The following is a 16,083-nucleotide window of genomic DNA, read 5'->3' on the forward strand; positions in this document are numbered from 1 at the left end:
GTCCTCACCTGTGGACGACCACCCAGGAACCGTCACCTACCTGTGGACGACCGCGACCGCGACCGTCGAGGCGTTCGACCGCACCGCGCTCCCGCGCTTCAACCACTACGCACGCTCATCACTCATCGCCGGCATCGACCCCGCCCTCATACGCATCACCTTCCGATAGCCGGTACCGGGCACCCCGAATTCCCCGCTCGCGCTCAGCCCCCTGCGGACCACCGGACAGGCACCGTCATCCCGCATGTGGATACCCGCCGGGACCGTCGGCCCGCGTGTGGACGACCGGCCTGGAGCCGTCAGCCGCATGTGGATTTCGGCTCGGGGGCTGGCGGTGCGCCTGTGGACGGGTGGCCCGGTGTCGTCGCCTTGCCTGTGGATGACGTTGGAAGGAACGGGGGCTCGGCTGGTCGGGGTGCAGGGCGAGGGCTCTCAGGGGCCTCGGTTCGTCCGTGGATGCCGCAGTTCGGCCGCGCCGAAGTCCGGCGGGTGGCCGACTCCGCGTTCGGGGAGCGGGTCGGCGTGCTCCGCTGCTCCGCTCCCCTTCCCTTGCGCTTCTCCTGGGATGACACCCCTGCCCAGCCGTCTCGGTGTCCGTTCGCGTCTTGGTGTCATCTGACGCCGCCGTGTCCGCTCATGTCTCCATGCTGCACGCGGGGGTGCAGAGTCCGCCGGGTGATTTCTCGGCTGTGGACAACTCGCGTGGGCCGGTCAGGTGAGGGTGGAGGTGTCGATGACGAAGCGGTAGCGGACGTCGGAGGACAGGACGCGTTCGTAGGCGTCGTTGATGCGGTCGGCGTCGATGACCTCGATCTCGGCGCCGATGCCGTGCTCGGCGCAGAAGTCGAGCATCTCCTGGGTCTCGCGGATGCCGCCGATGGTGGAGCCGGCGAAGGAGCGGCCCTTGAGGATCAGGGAGAAGGCGTTGAGCTCCAGCGGCTCGGCGGGGGCGCCGACGTTGACCATCGTGCCGTAGACCTTGAGGAGCGACAGGTAGCGGTCGATCGGGAGTTCCGCGCTGACCGTGTTGATGATCAGGTCGAACGAGCCCGCGAGCTGCTTGAAGGTCGCCCGGTCGCTGGTCGCGTAGTAGTGGTCGGCGCCCAGGCGCAGCCCGTCCTCGCGCTTCTTCAGCGACTGCGACAGGACCGTCACCTCGGCGCCCATCGCGTGCGCGATCTTGACGGCCATGTGGCCGAGCCCGCCCAGCCCGACCACGGCGACCTTCTGGCCGGGGCCGGCTCCCCAGCGGCGCAGCGGCGAGTAGGTGGTGATGCCGGCGCACAGCAGGGGGGCCGCGGCGTCGAGCGCGAGACCGTCGGGGACGCGCACCACGAAGTCCTCGGCCACGACCACGTGGGTGGAGTATCCGCCCTGCGTGACGGTGCCGTCGGTGTCGACCGAGCCGTAGGTCATGGTGTTGCCCTTGAGGCAGTACTGCTCCTCACCGGCGACGCAGCTCGCGCACTCCCGGCACGACCCCACCATGCATCCGACGCCGACCCGGTCGCCGACGGCGTGCCGGGTGACCTCGGCCCCGACCGAGGTGACGATCCCGGCGATCTCGTGCCCGGGCGCCAGGGGATAGGTGGCGGGACCCCACTCGCCCCGGACGGTGTGGATGTCGGAGTGGCAGATCCCGCAGAACTTGATCTCGATGCCCACGTCCCGCGGTCCGACCTCGCGCCGCTCGATGGCCACGCGTTCGAGCGGCCCCTTGGCCGAGGTCGCGGCATAGGCGTTCACAGTCGTCATCGTCACTCCAGGGATCATGGCCTATCGAAAGAGCCGTACCCGACATAGATCTCACACGACTGCCCGCACCGCCAAAAGAACCTTTGCCGGACTGGTGCGCCGCACAAGATCCACCGGCTCGGACGGTCCCCGGCATAAGAGGCGCTTAAGCGGTCATTAAGCGCACCTGGAACGCCTGGCGGACGCGCCGAGACCGGGATTGGGTCGGGAACACGCAGGGACTCCTGCGGATGGATCGGCCCCTGGAGGTCTGATGGACAGGCGTTTTCTGGCGAGCGTGGTCGGAGTGGTCGTCGCCGGCACCGCGGGGACGGTCGCGACGGGAACCGGGGCTCAGGCCCACGGCACCCTGTCGAGCCCGGCGAGCCGGGTCTACACGTGTTACCAGGAGAATCCGGAGTCGCCGAAATCGGCGGCGTGCAAGGCGGCCGTGGCCGAGACGGGGCCGCAGGCCTTCTACAGCTGGAACGAGGTGTCGCTCGCGGACGTCGCCGGACGCCACCGCGACGTCATCCCCGACGGCAAGCTCTGCAGCGCGGGCCGCGACAAGTTCCGCGCGCTCGACCTGCGCCGCGCCGACTGGCCCGCGACCCCGGCCAAGGCGGGGGCGTTCCAGGTGAACTACCACGCGACCGCGCCGCACGCCGGAAGCGACTTCGAGTTCTACATCACCCGCGACGGCTGGAACCCGACCATGCCCCTGAACTGGGGCGATCTGGTCCATCTCACGACGTTCTCTAACGTCAACCCGGTCACCGACAACAAGTGGACCCTCGACCTGCCCCAGCGCAGCGGCCGCCAGCTCCTCTACTCGATCTGGCAGCGCGTCGCCGGCAGCGGCGAGGCGTTCTACACCTGCTCCGACCTCGATTTCGGCGGCGGCACGAGCACCCCGACCCCCACTCCCACCACGACCCCGAAGCCCACCGCGACGCCCACCACCGCACCGACGACGCCGGGCACGGCCACGCCGACCCCGAGCCGGACGCCGACGACCCGGCCCACGACGACGCCCCGCCCGACGGCCACCAAGACCCCGCGCCCCGGCGGCAAGCAGGCGTGGCGCGTCGGAGGCGTGTACAAGATCGGCAGCAGGGCGACCTTCCGGGGCCGCACCTACCGCTGCATCCAGGCGCACACCGCCTACGCGGGCTGGGAACCGCCCATCGTCCCCGCACTGTGGCAGCGGGTGTGACGCCGGTGCTGAGGATCATCGCCCCCGCGCTGGCGGCCGTCCTGCTCGTCTCGGGCTGCTCCGGCGGCTCGGCCGATCCCGGGACGCCGCCCGTCAAGGCCGCGCAGCAGCAGCCGGAGGACGTCATGTTCCTCCAGATGATGCTCCCCCACCACGAGCAGGGCCTTCAGATGGTCCGCATGGCCAGGACCAGGGCGAAGAACGGAAAGGTCAGGACCCTGGCCGCCGCGATCGAGGCCACCCAGTCGACCGAGGTCACCACGATGAAGGGCTGGCTGACCTCCTGGAACCAGCCCCTGACCGCCCCCGCCGGCTCCCACCAGGAGCACGGCGGCATGCCGGAGACCGCCGCCCGCCTGATCAAGGGCCTGGGCGGCAGCGACGCCTTCGACCGCGACTTCCTCAACCTGATGATCGGCCACCAGGACGACGCCGTTCAGATGGCCGTCACGGAATCGGCCGACGGCGCCGACCCGGAGGTCAAGGAGTGGGCCCACCAGGTGGAACAGTCCCGCCGAGGCCAGATCAAGGACATGCTCGCCCTCCTCAAGACCCTCCGCTGACCCCGGGCCCGGCGGAGTAACGGCCGCCGGGCCCCACCCGTCAACCGCGCTTGAGCCCGTCCAGCAGCGAAGCCCAGGTGGGCGCGCTGAGCCGCAGGTGAGAGTGCTCGGGATGCTTGGAATCGCGCAGGAGCACACGGGCGTCCCGGCCGGTGGAGGCTGCCTCGACGCAGGTGCTCGCGTCCGACTCAAAGGAGTGGGAGCTCTTTCGCCATCGCATAGTGCTTTACAACCTAGCCATCGGAGGCCGAGGGGTGAAGGGCGTCGTCTATGAGCTCACGCGTAGCCTCGGGGGACAGCGCCAGCCGCTTCAGTTCCTCGAACATCGAGTTGTAGAGCGCCACCTGGTCCAGGTCGTCGAGGAAGGTCGAGAAGGACCGGGACTCCACCAGGACGACCGAGAAGTCGCCCTCAAGGGCGTCGAAGACGATGAAGGCACCGCTCATGCCGGGATGGGTCTCAGCGGCGAACGGCATGATCTGGAGGCTGACGTTCTCCATCCTCGAAACGGTCAGGAGCGCCTGCATCTGCTCGCGCCAGACGGACTCTCCCCCGAACTTCTGCCTGATCACGGCTTCGGAGATGACAACGTGGAGCCGCGTCGCGGAGTCTCCGTGGAGGATCCTCTGACGCTCCATCCGGAAGGCCACCTTCGTCTGCAGATCCGGCTCGCGTTCCGCCTCCTCCGGAGTGGAGCCGCCCATCATCGCCGCCGCGTAGGCCGGTGTCTGCATCAGCCCCGGGACGACCATCGTCGAGAAGATGTCGATCCGCCCGGCCTCGGACTCGATGCTGAGGAAGTCCGCGCCCTTGCCGTCCACGACCTCCTTGTACTCCAGCCACCAGCCCTTCGCACGCCCGCGCTCCGAGAGGCGCAGGTAGGGCCCGCGCTCGGCGGCGTCGTACATCTCGTACTTCAAGAGGATGTAGTCGACTTCGGACGGCTTGAGCGCTACCTGGCCGTTCTCGAACTTGCCCAGGGCGGCCTTCGACTTGCTGAGCAGGTCGGCGGCTTCGGCGAGGTTCATGCCGCGGCGCTCGCGAAGCAGACGCATCCGCTTGCCGAGGATGGTCAGGCGTACGTTCGGTGATCCTTCCGTCACGGCATCCATATGAGCACATCTAGGAACAGGTGTCACCAGGAGCCGGAAAATCGAGACGTCTCGAAATCGGGGGGTCTCCCGGCGCCGGGGGTCTCGTTTTACCGGGGGTCTCGAAAGGGACGAAAAAGCTGATTTGACGGCACGGTCACACGCATTCTGTCGGCGGTGAGAGGACTCGGCGAAAGGAAAGCGAATGGACAAGGTCGGCGAGTTGACGTTGCCCGGGGTGACGCGGTCGGTGCGGATGGCGCGGCGGTTCGTGCGGGACATGATGCCCGAGGGATACGGGCGGTGCGACGATCTTCAGCTCTGCGTGAGCGAGACCGTCAGCAACGCGATCCTGCACACCGACAGTGGTCAGGACGGGTGGGTGACCGTCCGGATGGTGCTCGGCGCCGCCCTCGTACGGGTCGAGGTCGTCGACGACGGGGGCGGGGAGAAAGAGGCTCATGTGTGCCGTGGGGCCGACGGGGAGCATGGGCGGGGATTGCTTCTGGTGGAGGAAACGGCCGACCGGTGGGGCGTGGACGGAAGGAACGTGTGGTGCGAATTCGATGACTCCGTCAGACCCGTGACATAAATGAGTCATACCCGGATTCATATGACGTCTGGTGGCGAATGGCCCAGAGGTTCAATACTCCGTTGGATCTGAATGCGGAGGCGGAAATATGCTTGTTCGTCGAATTTTGACCGTTGGTGCGGCTGTCGTGTTCCTGGGCGCCGCGGTACCCGCGGTGGCCGATCCGGGCGACCCCACGGACACCCCCGCCACCGAGGCCCCCGCCTCGGACGCCCCCGCCGAGACCCCGCAGGCCCCGGAGACCCCGGAAGCCCCCGCGACCGACCCGCCGCCCGTGCCCGGGCAGCCCGTCTACTACCTGTCGATGGGCGACTCCCTGTCGACGGGCTACCAGCCGGGGATGGGCGACACCGACACCGGCTACCCCGACCAGCTCTACGCCACCCTCAAGGAGCGCACCCCCGGCCTCCAGCTCGTGAAGATCGGGTGCAGGGGCGAGACGACCGCGTCCTTCATCAAGGGCGGAAAGTGCTCCTACCCGACCGGCTCCCAGCTCAACGAGGCCCTCAGGTTCCTCAACGAGCACCCCGGCCAGATCAGGTACGTGACGATCGACATCGGCGGAAACGACGTCAACAGCTGCATCAAGAACAACTCGCCGGACGTGATGTGCCTGATCCGCAACGTCAGCGCTCTCGCCGGCAACCTGTGGACGATCGTCTCCAAGGTCCGCAGGGCGGGCGGCGCGGGCCCGTCCTACTCCGGAATGACCTACTACGACCCCCTGCTCGCGGCCTGGCTCACCGGCAAGAGCGGCCAGCGTCAGGCGAAGATCTCGGTCCCCCTGATCGAGTCGGTCAACGGCCTCGCCTGGACGATCTACGGCCTGGCCAACTTCCGCATCGCCGACGTCTCCCGCGCCTTCGAGACCAGGAACTTCACGATCCAGAACGGCCGCCCGGTCAACGTCAGCCGCATCTGCACGTGGACCCACATGTGCGCCCGGCGCGACATCCACCCCACCACCGACGGCTACACCCGCATCGCCCAGACCTTCGCCGCGACCCTCACGTAGGAAAGCCGCGAAAGGAAAGAGGACGGTCCGGGGGGGACCGTCCTCACCACCTCGAACCGGTGATCGTCATGCGGCTCCCGCTCCGTGCCCCTCGGCGAGTTCGACCTTCGGAAGCCTGCTGACCAGGGCGAGCGCGGTGGCGAAGACCGCGAGGTGCCACCAGAGCGAGCCGCGCATCGACCGGTTGAAGTCGTCGAGCCGGGCGTGCGGCACGGCGACGTCCTGAACGGCGGCGGCGACCTTCGCCTTCACCTCGGGGGCGGCGGGGGAGGCGGCGACCTCGGCGGCGACGGCCTTGCAGCTCTCCGGGGTCTCGGCCGGGTCCTCGGCGTGGGCCTGGTCGTCGAAGCAGGTCTCGAACCCCTCGACCACCCGGTCCTGCGCCTCGGTGGGCAGACCGGCCGCGACCAGCGAGGCCCTGAGCTGCGGCGTCGCGGCGGCCGACGAGCCCGCCGCGTTGGCGCCGATCAGGCCGAAGAAGACGACCCCGACCACCGCGACCCCGAGGGCCGCGCCGACCTGCTGGGCGGTGGCGAGCACTCCCGAGGCGGAGCCCGCGTCGTCCGATCGGATCCCGGCGAGGACCACATGGGTCAGCGGGGCCAGGAACAGCCCGCCGCCGAGCCCCGCGACGAACATCGGGACGACCAGGTGCCAGCCGCTCAGCGAGGTGCCGGTGCCGTACAGGACGGCCATGACCGCGGCCTGGCCGACCAGCATCAGCGCCGCGCCGAGCACCAGGATCCGGGTGCCCAGCTTCTGGGCCACCGCGGCCGACCGGGCCGATCCGACCGCCATGGCCAGGGCGAACCCGAGGGTGACGGTGCCCGCTTTGACCGGGCTGTAGCCGAGACCGGTCTGGAGCAGGATCACCAGGATCATGAAGAAGGACGGGATCCCGGTGAAGAAGACCAGCGACGCGGCCAGGCCGAGGGTGAACGGCTTCTGCCGGAACAGCTTCAGGTCGACCAGCGGGGCGGAGTGCCGACGCTCGGCCCGGACGAAGACGGCGAGGACCAGCGGGCTGACCGCCATGCAGATCCAGGCCCAGGCGGGCCAGCCCTGGTCGCGTCCGACGACCATCGGCATGACCAGCAGGAACAGCCCGGCGGTCAGCAGCACCGCGCCCCGGACGTCGAGGCGGGAGGCCTTGGCGGCCCGCGATTCGGGGATCATCCGCAGGCCCAGGGCCAGGGCCAGGATCCCGACGGGCAGGTTGATGTAGAAGATCGACCGCCAGCCGGATCCGAACAGGTCGGCGTCGATGAGCGCGCCGCCGGTGACCGGCCCGAGGACGGTCGCGAGCCCGACGGTGGCGCCGTACATGGCCAGGGCCTTCGCCCGCTGGGCGGGCCCGAACATGACCTGGAGGATGCCCAGGACCTGCGGGAACATCAGCCCTGATGTCAGGCCCTGGAGCACCCGTGCGGCGATCAGGGTGATCGCGTCCGGCGCCGCGCCGCACAGGGCGGACGCGAGGGTGAAGCCGAGCATCCCGGCCAGGAACATCCGGCGGCGGCCGTAGGTGTCGCCGAGCCGCCCGCCGAGCACGAGGACCGAGGCGAAGGCCAGCGTGTACCCGGCGACGACGAGCTGGATCTGCCCATAGGACGCGCCGAGGTCGGCCTGGATGGACGGGACCCCGACCATCGTGATCGTCGTGTCCAGGAGCTGCATGAACACGGCGGAGAGTGTGATCGCGAGGACCGCCCAGGGGCTGGTCTCCCGCTTCTTCTTCGGGGTTTCGGTGACGACGTTCATGGTTGCCGTCCCTTCTGTGGGGGGATGCCTCAGAAACTAATCGAGCGTTCGATTATTTACAAGACGGACGGCCGAGAAAAAATAATCACGTGCTTAGATAAGGGGCATGACCGAGACCCGCAGACGCGGGCGCCCCCGCAAGGAGGACGCCGGCGACACCAAGGCGCTCCTGCTCGAGGCCGCCATGGACCTGTTCTCCCGGCACGGCTACGCCGGCACCTCGATCCGCGCGATCGCCCGCCAGGTCGGGCTCAGCGAGTCGGTCCTCTACGCCCACTTCGAGAGCAAGCACGCGATCTTCGAGGCGGCCCTGGCCCAGATGGGCCCCCCGGGCGCGCACGCGCTCTTCGCCACCGTCGACCAGGACCTCGTCGCGACCGATCCGCCCGCGTTCGTCCGGGCGATCGCCCACCGGGTCATCGACGCCTGGACGGCTCCCGAGTCGCTCAAGTTCATGTCGTTCATGGGCCGCGACGGCCTCAGCCAGGATCCCGCCCTCGCCAACGGCGTCCGGGAGACCAACGAGGTCCTCGCCGGGTTCTTCGCGCGCTGGGCCGAGGAGGGCCGCCTCCCCGCCGGGCTCGAACCCGACGCCCTGGCCTTCGCCCTGCTCTCACCCATCGGCATGTGCCGGGTCCTGTGGTTCCACGCGGGAACGCCCCCTGAGGTCCTCGAAGCGGCCAGGCGACGCGCCCTCGACCACGTGGAGACCTTCATCCGCCTGGCGTTCGGCCCCGCATAGCCCTCTATCCACAACCTGTGGACAAGTTCTGTGGACGGCCTGTGGAAAACGCCGCCGGGCCCTGGGGAGAAGTCAGCCGAGCGAGGTGTCGCCGAGCGAGATCAGCAGCTTGCGCAGCTCCCCGGCCAGCACCGCCGGGTCCTCCAGCGCCTCGAGGACCCGGTTCTCGTTGGCGAAGTGGCCCGCCATCATCTCGTCGATCAGCCGGCCCCCCTCCGCGGTGAGGCTCACCCGGACCGAACGCCGGTCCGCCGGATCCTGCCGCCGCTCGACCAGGCCCTTGCGCTCCAGCCGGTCGATCCGGTTGGTGATCGCCCCCGACGTCACCATCGACGCCTTGAGCAGCGCTCCCGCCGTCAGCTCGCCGTCGTCACCGGCCCTGCGCAGCGTCGCGAGCATGTCGAACTCCCAGAACTCGAGCCCGAAGAGCCCGAAGTAGGAGTTGATGTGCTTCTCCAGCAGCCTGTTCAGCCGCGAGATCCGCCCGAAGACCCCCATCGGCGACGGATCCAGCTCCGGCCGGACCGTCCGCCACTGCTCCATCATCCGGTCCACGGCGTCGTCCATGCGCGGAGAATATCTCAACGTTGAACTACTTGACATCGCCTCGGCCCCGAGCGATTATCTCAATATTCGCTTAATCAACGTTGAGGGAAAATCATGGCCGTTCTGACCCAGCCCAGGCCGACCGCCACCGCCCCCGGTGGCGGGCTCCTCCGCGATCTCGCCCTCACCGCCCTGGCCCCCATGTCCTGGGGCACCACCTACGTCGTCACCGCGACCCTGCTGCCGCCGGACCGCCCGATGCTGGCCGCCGCGCTGCGCGCCCTGCCCGCCGGGCTCGTGCTGCTCGCCTTCACCCGGTCGCTGCCGCGCGGGATCTGGTGGCCGCGCACGCTGGTGCTCGCGCTGCTGAACTTCGGGGCGTTCTTCCCGCTGCTGTTCTTCGCCGCCTACCGGCTGCCGGGCGGGGTCGCCTCGACGCTCGGCGCGGTCCAGCCGCTGGCCGTCGCGTTCTTCGCCTACCTCGCCCTGCACGTCAGGCCCAGCGGCAGGACCCTGGCCGCCGCCCTGGTCGGCACGGGCGGCGTCGGCCTCATGACGCTCAGCTCCGAGGCCGCCATCGACCCGCTCGGCGTGGCCGCGATGCTGCTGGCCCTGTCGCTGATGGCGCTCGGGGTCGTGCTGGGCAAGAAGTGGGGACGGCCCGAGGGCACCAGCCTGCTGGCCTTCACGGGCTGGCAGCTCAGCCTCGGCGGGCTGATCCTGGTGCCGCTGACCCTGGCCACCGAGGGGCTGCCACCCGCGCTGACCGGCGAGAACATCCTCGGCTTCACCTTCATGGGCTCGGTCGGCACCGCCCTGGCCTACGCCCTGTGGTTCCGGGGCATCGAGCGGCTCCCCGCCACCTCGGTCTCGCTGCTCGGCCTCACCAACCCGCTGGTCGCCACCACCGCGGGCCTGGTCGTCCTCAACGAGACCCTCACCACCGGCCAGATGATCGGCTTCGTCATCGCCTTCGGCGCCCTCATCGCCGGCCAGCGCGCCCAGGCCCGGGCCACCGCCACGCCCTAGTCCAACCGGGACGGCACCGCGTTCCGCATCTGCTGGAAGACCATCGAGGTCTTGAACCCGGTGATCTCCCGGCGCTGGGAGAGCCGGTCCAGCAGGAACGCGTGGAGCTGGTCCATGTCACGGACGGCGACGTGCAGCAGGAAGTCGTCGCCGCCCGCCAGCACGAACACGCTCAGCACCTCGGGCATCGCCGCCGCCGACCGCTCGAACCGGGTGATCACCTCCCGGCTCAGCGGCCTGACCTGCACCGAGACCAGCGCCTGGGTCTGCCGGTTGAGCGCGGCGGGATCGATGTCGGCGTGGTAGCCGCGGATCACGCCCCGCCTGGTCAGCGCCCGCACCCGCTCCAGGCAGGTCGACGGCGCGACGCCCAGCTTGCGGGCCAGTTCCCGGTTCGACTGCCGCGCATCCGTCTGGAGAAGCCGGATGATCTCCGAATCAAGTTCGTCCACGGGCCCATTCTGTCCCGAATTCCGGCCGAACGTTCGGTGAGAGCCGATTCTGACCGAACGTTTGTCTACCGTCCGAAAGCATGACCTCCCTGAACAACGGTCGCCTGAACTTCGGTCAGGGGACCGCTCTGCTGATCGGCGCGGTGCTCGGCCCCGGCACCCTGGTGCTGCCCCGCCTCGCCTCCGACGCCGCCGGACCCGCCTCGATCCTCGCCTGGGCGGGCCTGCTGCTGCTCAGCGTCCCCGTCGCGCTCACCTTCGCCGCCCTCGGCGTGCGGCATCCGGGCAGCGGAGGCGTCGCGGCCTTCACGGCCCTGGCCTTCGGCCCGCGCGCCTCCGCGGTCGTCGGCTGGTGGTTCTTCGGCTCGGTCCCGGTCGGGACGCTCGCGGGGGCGCTCGTCGGCGGGGAGTACGTGGCCGCGACCCTGCACGTGGACGCCCGGATCGTCGCCTTCGGCCTGCTGGCCGCGGCCGTCGCGACGAACGCCCTAGGCCTCAGGACGTCGGGGCGGATCCAGCTCGGCCTGGTCTCGCTGCTGGTCCTCCTGCTGGCCACCGCGGTGATCACGGCCGCCCCGCACCTGCGCGCCGACCGGTTCACCCCGTTCGCCCCGCACGGCGCCCTCGGCGTCGCCCACGCGGCGGGGGTGCTGTTCTTCGCCTTCGTCGGCTGGGAGGCGGCCACCCATCTGTCCGCCGAGCTGACCGGGATCCGCCGCGCCACGCTCGCCGCGCTGACCGTGGTCGGCCTGCTCTACCTCGGGCTCGCGGTCACCACGACGGGGTTCGGCGCGTCCACGGTCACCGACCTCCTCACCCCCGTCCTCGGCCGTGCCGCGGCCCCGGTCACGGCCGTCGCGGCCCTCTTCCTGACCTTCGGCGCCATCAACACCTACATCGCAGGGGCGGCCCGCCTCGGGACCGCGCTGGCCCGCGACCGCCTCCTGCCCCGTGTCTTCACCGACCTGCACCGCAGCCTGCTCCTGATCGCCGCGCTGATGGCCGTCGCGGCCGTCCCGGTGGCGCTGTGGGACATCGGGCTCGACCCGCTGATGCGCGCCACCGCGGCCTGCCTCGCGGCCGTCACGACCGCAGGGGTGGCGGCCGCGGTCCGGCTGCTGCCGAGCCGCACCGCCATGATCGCCACGGTGGCCTCGGCGGTGGGCCTGCTCTGCTGCGGCCCCTACCTCCTGGTGCCCGCGCTCCTCGCCGTGGCCGTGGGGGGTGTAGCTGAGTACACCCTGGTTTCCGGGGGTTCGGTCTCCTGCGAACCCCGAGCAGAATGATCAGACTTGGAGGCGTTCCTCCCCCCATCGCAAGGAGTCCGCGCATGTTCCGCCTGAACATCGCCTGGCAGGGGTTCCTCCTGTACTGGCAGAAGCTTCTGGTCCTGGTCCTGGCGGCCCTCTGGCTGACGGCCCTCGCGGCCGTCCCGCTGGGCGTCGGCCTCGCCCTCCTGCCGCCGCTGACCGACCTGCTGCGCCGCTCCGCCGAGCACCACCGCGAGCTCGCCGGCCGCGCCACCGGCACGCCGGTGGCCAGCCCCTACCGGCCCGCCCCGCCCGGCGACGGAACCCTCCAGCGGGCCCGCTGGATCCTCACCGACCCGGCGACCTGGCGCGACCTGATCTGGTGGTTCGCCGACCCGGTCGTCGGCGGCCTGCTCGTGCTGCTGCCCGCCGCGCTGCTGCTGGAGGGCGTCTGGGGCCTGCTCCTGCCCTTCTTCTGGGACCGTCTCCTCCAGCAGGGCTACGACGACTGGTACCTGTTCCTGCACGTCCAGGGCTCGCGCTCCCTGCTCACCATCCCGCTCGGGCTCCTGCTGATCGCCGCCGGGTACCTGGCCGCCCCCAGCCTGTGGACGGCCCACGCCCGCTGGACGCGCGCCCTCCTGGCCCCCGACCCGAACCAGCGGATCAGGCACCTCGAGCACAGCCGCGGCGAGGTCATCGACGCCCAGGCCGCCGAGCTCCGCCGGATCGAACGCGACCTGCACGACGGCGCCCAGGCCCGGCTCGTCGCCATGGGCATGCACCTCGGGGCCGCCGAACGCCTCCTCGAATCCGACCCCGACGCCGCCCGCAAGATCCTCGCCGACCTCCGGCAGAGCTCGTCCCAGGCGCTGGCCGAGCTCCGCGACCTGGTCCGCGGCATCCATCCGCCCGTCCTGTCCGACCGGGGCCTCGTGGACGCCGTCCGGGCCCTCGCCCTCGACAGCGGCCTGCCCGTCGAGGTGATCACCGACCTGGACGGCCGCCCGTCCCCGCCGATCGAGTCGGCCGTCTACTTCACCGTCACCGAGCTCCTCGCCAACGCGGCCAAGCACTCCTCGGCCACCGAGGTCCTGATCGGCTTCGAGCACGACGACGACCTGCTCCGAGTGATCGTCAGGGACGACGGCCGGGGCGGCGCCCGCTTCGGCACCGGCCTGCTCGGGGTGCAGAAGCGCCTCGCGGCCTTCGACGGATCCCTGACCCTGTCCAGCCCGATCGGCGGGCCCACCGCCGTCACCATGGAGATCCCGTGCGCGTTGTCATCGCAGAAGACCTCGTCCTCCTGAGGGACGGCCTCGTCAGCCTGCTCACCGCCGGCGGCCACACCATCGTGGCCGCCGTCGGCACGGGCCCCGACCTGCTCGAAGCCCTCCTGGAGCACCGCCCCGACGTCGCCGTCGTGGACGTCCGGATGCCGCCCACCCAGACCGACGAGGGTCTTCGCGCGACGATCGAGGCCCGCAGGACCGTCCCCGGCCTTCCCGTCCTCATCCTCAGCCAGTACGTCGAGCAGCTCTACGCCCGCGAACTCCTCGCCGACGGCGGAGGCGGGGTCGGCTACCTGCTGAAGGACCGCGTCTTCGACACCGCCCAGTTCCTCGACGCCGTCGAGCGGGTCGCCGCCGGCGGCACCGCCCTCGATCCCGAGGTCGTCTCCCGGCTGATCACCCGCGGCGGTTCCGGCACCGACCGGCTGACGCCGCGCGAGTCCGAGGTGCTGGCGCTCATGGCCGAGGGCCGCTCCAACGCCGCCATCGCCCAGCGCCTGGTCATCACGGAGCGGGCGGTCACCAAGCACACCTCGAACATCTTCACCAAGCTCGACCTGCCGCCCTCCGACGACGACAACCGCCGCGTCCTGGCCGTCCTGGCCCACCTCGACGCCTGAGCACGGCTCTCGGTCCCCTCGGCGGTCAGTTCCGCAGCACGAGCCGGGCCACCCGGTCCCGCAGCCACCGGTGCGCGGCGTCCTTGTCGTGGCGCGGATGCCAGGCCATCGAGACGGCCAGCTCGGGCGGCTCGACCGGAAGATCGAAGGTGTGCAGGCCCAGCAGCCGCGGCGTCCAGGGGGCGAGCATCGAGGGGAACGGGCAGACCACGTCGGACTCCCTGGCCATGAACAGGCCCGCGGTGTAGCCCGGCAGCACGGCGACGACGTTCCGGCTCAGGCCGCTCTCGGCGAGAAGATCGTCGATCTCCCCGTGGGCCCGCCCCGTCCGCGAGACCGCCACATGGTCGGCGGCCGCGTACCGCTTCTTGGTGACGACCACCTCACTCAGCGGATGCCCCTCCCGCACCACCCCGATCAGCCGCCCGGTCAGCAGCGGCTCCACCCGGGTCGACGGATCGGCGTGCGCGATCACCCCGAGTTCGAGATCGACCCGCCCGTCCCGCAGCGCCGAGGTCCCGACGAGCTCGTCCGACCGGAAGCACAGCGACACCCCGGGCGCCTCGGCCCGCAGCCCGTCCACCAGGGGCGAGGCCAGCCCCGCCAGGAGCATCTCGTCGATCCGGAGCGTGAACCGGCGCAGCATCGCCGCCGGATCCGGCCCCTGTTCCGGCTGGAGCAGAGCCCGCCCGTACCTGACGACCTTCCGCACGTCCCCGCGCAGCTCCAGGGCCCGTGGCGTGGGGATCATCCGGTGCCCCGACCGGACGAGGATCGGGTCGTCGACCGCCTCCCTGATCCGCCCGAGCGTCCGGCTCATGACCGGCGGCGAGACCCCCAGACGCCGGGCGGCCGGTGTGACCCCGCCCTCCTCGAGCAGAGCGTCCAGCGCCACCAGCAGATTCAGATCGAGCCCGTTCAACCCACCCTCCCGGTTCCCCCTGCGGAAACCAGCAGTCGATCAGATTCCCCGGCTCACAACCCCGCCCAACCCGCCAAGGTCCCGGCAAGATCAGGACACCGGTCACCCCGCCACCCCCTGGCGCGAACCCGCTCCACCCCGTCAAAGTAGAGCCATGTCCCCACAAGGCACCCGATCTTGGCTGCGCCCTGCCAAACTCTCCGGAAACGCGAAAGCCGCCTCCGACTCCACGCTTGCGTGGGTCGAAGGCGGCTTGCCTTCGGTGGGCGAGGAGGGATTTGAACCCTCACACCCTTTCGGGCACACGGACCTGAACCGTGCGCGTCTGCCGTTCCGCCACTCGCCCGAGTGACTGCCCAGCTCAGCAAGTCATCCTTTCGGGTGACACGCTGTGCTTGGCGGCGCTTGAAAAGATTAGCACGGGTCACTCGGTGGTTTGGAAACGAGGACCGGGACCGAACCAGTCCGCAGATACGATCGTCTGACGAGCAGGGAGAGGAGGTGCCCAGTGGGCGTCCTACAACGCTTCGAACGTCGACTTGAGGGCATGGTCGAGGGTGCCTTCGCACGGGCGTTCAAGTCAGAGCTGCAGCCGGTGGAGGTGGCGAGCGCCGTCCAGCGGGAGATGGACGAGCGGGCCGCGATCGTCGCACAAGGCCGCACGCTCGTCCCGAACGACTTCGTGGTGGAGATTTCGCATCCGGACGGGCAGCGGCTCGAGGTTTACGCCGACAGCTTGAGCCAGGAACTGGCGAATCTGGCCAGGGAGTACGCGAAGGAACAGGGTTTCTCGTTCGTCGGCCCCGTGCGGGTGCGGTTCGAGCCGGCGCAGGACCTCGGGACGGGCATGTTCCGGATCAGGTCGGGCGTCGTCCGGGGTTCCACGATCGAGGGCGGCGAGATCCGCAGGCCGGTCAGCGACCAGCCGGCGGGCCGTCCGAGCGTCTTCCCCGGACGCCCGAGGCTGGACGTGACGACGGGGGACGGCCAGCGCCAGTCCTACGACATCACCACGCCCGTCACGCTCCTGGGCCGCGGAACGGACTGTGATCTGCGTCTGGTCGACCCGGGAGTTTCACGCCATCACGCAGAGATCCGCGTAGAAGGTCCCGAAATCGCCCTCGTGGATCTAGGGTCTACCAACGGCAGTTTCGTGAACGGTCAGCCGATCCGGCGAGTCACTCTCATCGACGGCACCCGCATCACGATCGGCCGGACCAACCTCGTGTTCCGCCGCGACCGGGAGTAGCACCCCTCG

18 protein-coding genes and 1 tRNA gene are annotated in these 16,083 nt (G+C 70.2%); 11 read left to right on the forward strand and 8 right to left on the reverse strand.

What is annotated here, in order from left to right:
* Nucleotides 1-10 precede the first annotated feature (10 nt).
* Nucleotides 11-169 carry a hypothetical protein gene (locus tag ABD785_RS16145; RefSeq protein ID WP_344828811.1) on the forward strand — a complete coding sequence of 53 codons (159 nt, stop codon included), beginning with the start codon at nucleotides 11-13 and terminating at the stop codon, nucleotides 167-169.
* A 542-nt stretch (nucleotides 170-711) separates the two neighbouring features.
* Here ABD785_RS16145 and ABD785_RS16150 read toward each other — a convergent pair.
* Entirely contained in the window at nucleotides 712-1,755 is a 1,044-nt protein-coding gene (locus ABD785_RS16150; protein WP_344828813.1) for an NAD(P)-dependent alcohol dehydrogenase, read from the reverse strand.
* Nucleotides 1,756-2,008: 253 nt separating this feature from the next.
* On the opposite strand from ABD785_RS16150, the gene ABD785_RS16155 reads away from it, so the two are divergent.
* Both ABD785_RS16155 and ABD785_RS16160 read left to right on the forward strand, forming a co-directional pair.
* Nucleotides 2,009-2,950, forward strand: a complete 942-nt coding sequence (locus ABD785_RS16155; RefSeq protein WP_344828815.1) for a lytic polysaccharide monooxygenase — start codon at nucleotides 2,009-2,011, stop codon at nucleotides 2,948-2,950.
* The gene (locus ABD785_RS16160; protein WP_344828817.1) at nucleotides 2,935-3,513 is read left to right on the forward strand and encodes a DUF305 domain-containing protein; all 579 of its coding nucleotides are present in this window, start codon (nucleotides 2,935-2,937) and stop codon (nucleotides 3,511-3,513) included. Before ABD785_RS16155 ends, ABD785_RS16160 begins: the two co-directional genes overlap by 16 nt.
* A 40-nt stretch (nucleotides 3,514-3,553) precedes the next feature.
* Here the strand turns inward: ABD785_RS16160 and ABD785_RS16165 are convergent, their stop codons facing one another.
* Complete coding sequence (locus tag ABD785_RS16165) at nucleotides 3,554-3,733, reverse strand: DUF397 domain-containing protein (RefSeq protein ID WP_344828819.1); 180 nt, start codon at nucleotides 3,731-3,733, stop codon at nucleotides 3,554-3,556.
* Between the two features lie 13 nt (nucleotides 3,734-3,746).
* Nucleotides 3,747-4,568, reverse strand: a complete 822-nt coding sequence (locus tag ABD785_RS16170) for a helix-turn-helix domain-containing protein (RefSeq protein WP_344828821.1) — start codon at nucleotides 4,566-4,568, stop codon at nucleotides 3,747-3,749.
* A gap of 241 nt (nucleotides 4,569-4,809) precedes the next feature.
* Here ABD785_RS16170 and ABD785_RS16175 point away from each other — a divergent pair, with 241 nt between their 5' ends.
* A complete protein-coding gene (locus tag ABD785_RS16175) occupies nucleotides 4,810-5,196 on the forward strand; it encodes an ATP-binding protein (protein WP_344828823.1) in 387 nt (128 codons plus the stop codon).
* Between the two features lie 127 nt (nucleotides 5,197-5,323).
* Nucleotides 5,324-6,211: an SGNH/GDSL hydrolase family protein gene (locus ABD785_RS16180; RefSeq protein ID WP_344828825.1), complete on the forward strand. Its 888-nt coding sequence runs from the start codon at nucleotides 5,324-5,326 to the stop codon at nucleotides 6,209-6,211.
* A gap of 66 nt (nucleotides 6,212-6,277) precedes the next feature.
* Here ABD785_RS16180 and ABD785_RS16185 read toward each other — a convergent pair whose 3' ends face one another.
* Nucleotides 6,278-7,972: a DHA2 family efflux MFS transporter permease subunit gene (locus tag ABD785_RS16185; protein WP_344828826.1), complete on the reverse strand. Its 1,695-nt coding sequence runs from the start codon at nucleotides 7,970-7,972 to the stop codon at nucleotides 6,278-6,280.
* A 106-nt stretch (nucleotides 7,973-8,078) separates the two neighbouring features.
* Between ABD785_RS16185 and ABD785_RS16190 the strand changes: the two genes are divergently transcribed.
* Nucleotides 8,079-8,714 (forward strand): TetR/AcrR family transcriptional regulator, encoded by a 636-nt coding sequence (locus tag ABD785_RS16190; protein ID WP_344828828.1) that lies wholly within the window; start codon nucleotides 8,079-8,081, stop codon nucleotides 8,712-8,714.
* 72 nt (nucleotides 8,715-8,786) lie between these two features.
* On the opposite strand, the gene ABD785_RS16195 is transcribed toward ABD785_RS16190, so the two are convergent.
* Nucleotides 8,787-9,281 (reverse strand): MarR family winged helix-turn-helix transcriptional regulator, encoded by a 495-nt coding sequence (locus ABD785_RS16195; protein WP_344828829.1) that lies wholly within the window; start codon nucleotides 9,279-9,281, stop codon nucleotides 8,787-8,789.
* A 93-nt stretch (nucleotides 9,282-9,374) separates the two neighbouring features.
* Here ABD785_RS16195 and ABD785_RS16200 point away from each other — a divergent pair, with 93 nt between their 5' ends.
* The gene (locus ABD785_RS16200; protein ID WP_344828830.1) at nucleotides 9,375-10,289 is read left to right on the forward strand and encodes an EamA family transporter; all 915 of its coding nucleotides are present in this window, start codon (nucleotides 9,375-9,377) and stop codon (nucleotides 10,287-10,289) included.
* Here the strand turns inward: ABD785_RS16200 and ABD785_RS16205 are convergent.
* Nucleotides 10,286-10,741, reverse strand: coding sequence for an Lrp/AsnC family transcriptional regulator (locus tag ABD785_RS16205; RefSeq protein WP_344828831.1), 456 nt, complete (start codon nucleotides 10,739-10,741; stop codon nucleotides 10,286-10,288). The genes ABD785_RS16200 and ABD785_RS16205 overlap by 4 nt on opposite strands.
* A gap of 80 nt (nucleotides 10,742-10,821) precedes the next feature.
* Between ABD785_RS16205 and ABD785_RS16210 the strand changes: the two genes are divergently transcribed.
* Genes ABD785_RS16210 through ABD785_RS16220 form a run of 3 tightly spaced genes read left to right on the forward strand, consistent with a single transcriptional unit; the run spans nucleotide 10,822 to nucleotide 13,903 of the window.
* On the forward strand, nucleotides 10,822-12,027 hold the full coding sequence (locus tag ABD785_RS16210; RefSeq protein WP_344828832.1) for an APC family permease: 1,206 nt from the start codon (nucleotides 10,822-10,824) through the stop codon (nucleotides 12,025-12,027).
* Between the two features lie 44 nt (nucleotides 12,028-12,071).
* On the forward strand, nucleotides 12,072-13,301 hold the full coding sequence (locus tag ABD785_RS16215) for a sensor histidine kinase (RefSeq protein WP_344828833.1): 1,230 nt from the start codon (nucleotides 12,072-12,074) through the stop codon (nucleotides 13,299-13,301).
* Entirely contained in the window at nucleotides 13,265-13,903 is a 639-nt protein-coding gene (locus ABD785_RS16220) for a LuxR C-terminal-related transcriptional regulator (RefSeq protein WP_344828834.1), read from the forward strand. The genes ABD785_RS16215 and ABD785_RS16220 overlap by 37 nt, the downstream gene beginning before the upstream one ends.
* A gap of 25 nt (nucleotides 13,904-13,928) precedes the next feature.
* On the opposite strand, the gene ABD785_RS16225 is transcribed toward ABD785_RS16220, so the two are convergent.
* Together ABD785_RS16225 and ABD785_RS16230 are read right to left on the reverse strand one after the other, a co-directional pair.
* Nucleotides 13,929-14,825, reverse strand: a complete 897-nt coding sequence (locus ABD785_RS16225) for a LysR family transcriptional regulator (protein WP_344828837.1) — start codon at nucleotides 14,823-14,825, stop codon at nucleotides 13,929-13,931.
* 263 nt (nucleotides 14,826-15,088) lie between these two features.
* A tRNA-Leu gene (locus ABD785_RS16230) sits at nucleotides 15,089-15,171 on the reverse strand.
* Nucleotides 15,172-15,333: 162 nt separating this feature from the next.
* Between ABD785_RS16230 and ABD785_RS16235 the strand changes: the two genes are divergently transcribed.
* Nucleotides 15,334-16,074 (forward strand): FHA domain-containing protein, encoded by a 741-nt coding sequence (locus ABD785_RS16235; RefSeq protein ID WP_344828839.1) that lies wholly within the window; start codon nucleotides 15,334-15,336, stop codon nucleotides 16,072-16,074.
* The last annotated feature ends 9 nt before the right edge of the window (nucleotides 16,075-16,083 follow it).

It is taken from the genome of Actinocorallia longicatena (genome assembly GCF_039534125.1).
Lineage (GTDB): Bacteria > Actinomycetota > Actinomycetes > Streptosporangiales > Streptosporangiaceae > Actinocorallia > Actinocorallia longicatena.

What these genes read in the sequence shown, in the direction of transcription:
- ABD785_RS16150 (WP_344828813.1), bottom strand. Translation starts at nt 1,755, where the DNA reads ATGACGACTGTGAACGCCTATGCCGCGACCTCGGCCAAGGGGCCGCTC.
- ABD785_RS16155 (WP_344828815.1), top strand. Translation starts at nt 2,009, where the DNA reads ATGGACAGGCGTTTTCTGGCGAGCGTGGTCGGAGTGGTCGTCGCCGGC.
- ABD785_RS16165 (WP_344828819.1), bottom strand. Translation starts at nt 3,733, where the DNA reads ATGCGATGGCGAAAGAGCTCCCACTCCTTTGAGTCGGACGCGAGCACC.
- ABD785_RS16170 (WP_344828821.1), bottom strand. Translation starts at nt 4,568, where the DNA reads ATGCGTCTGCTTCGCGAGCGCCGCGGCATGAACCTCGCCGAAGCCGCC.
- ABD785_RS16175 (WP_344828823.1), top strand. Translation starts at nt 4,810, where the DNA reads ATGGACAAGGTCGGCGAGTTGACGTTGCCCGGGGTGACGCGGTCGGTG.
- ABD785_RS16185 (WP_344828826.1), bottom strand. Translation starts at nt 7,972, where the DNA reads ATGAACGTCGTCACCGAAACCCCGAAGAAGAAGCGGGAGACCAGCCCC.
- ABD785_RS16190 (WP_344828828.1), top strand. Translation starts at nt 8,079, where the DNA reads ATGACCGAGACCCGCAGACGCGGGCGCCCCCGCAAGGAGGACGCCGGC.
- ABD785_RS16195 (WP_344828829.1), bottom strand. Translation starts at nt 9,281, where the DNA reads ATGGACGACGCCGTGGACCGGATGATGGAGCAGTGGCGGACGGTCCGG.
- ABD785_RS16200 (WP_344828830.1), top strand. Translation starts at nt 9,375, where the DNA reads ATGGCCGTTCTGACCCAGCCCAGGCCGACCGCCACCGCCCCCGGTGGC.
- ABD785_RS16210 (WP_344828832.1), top strand. Translation starts at nt 10,822, where the DNA reads ATGACCTCCCTGAACAACGGTCGCCTGAACTTCGGTCAGGGGACCGCT.
- ABD785_RS16215 (WP_344828833.1), top strand. Translation starts at nt 12,072, where the DNA reads ATGTTCCGCCTGAACATCGCCTGGCAGGGGTTCCTCCTGTACTGGCAG.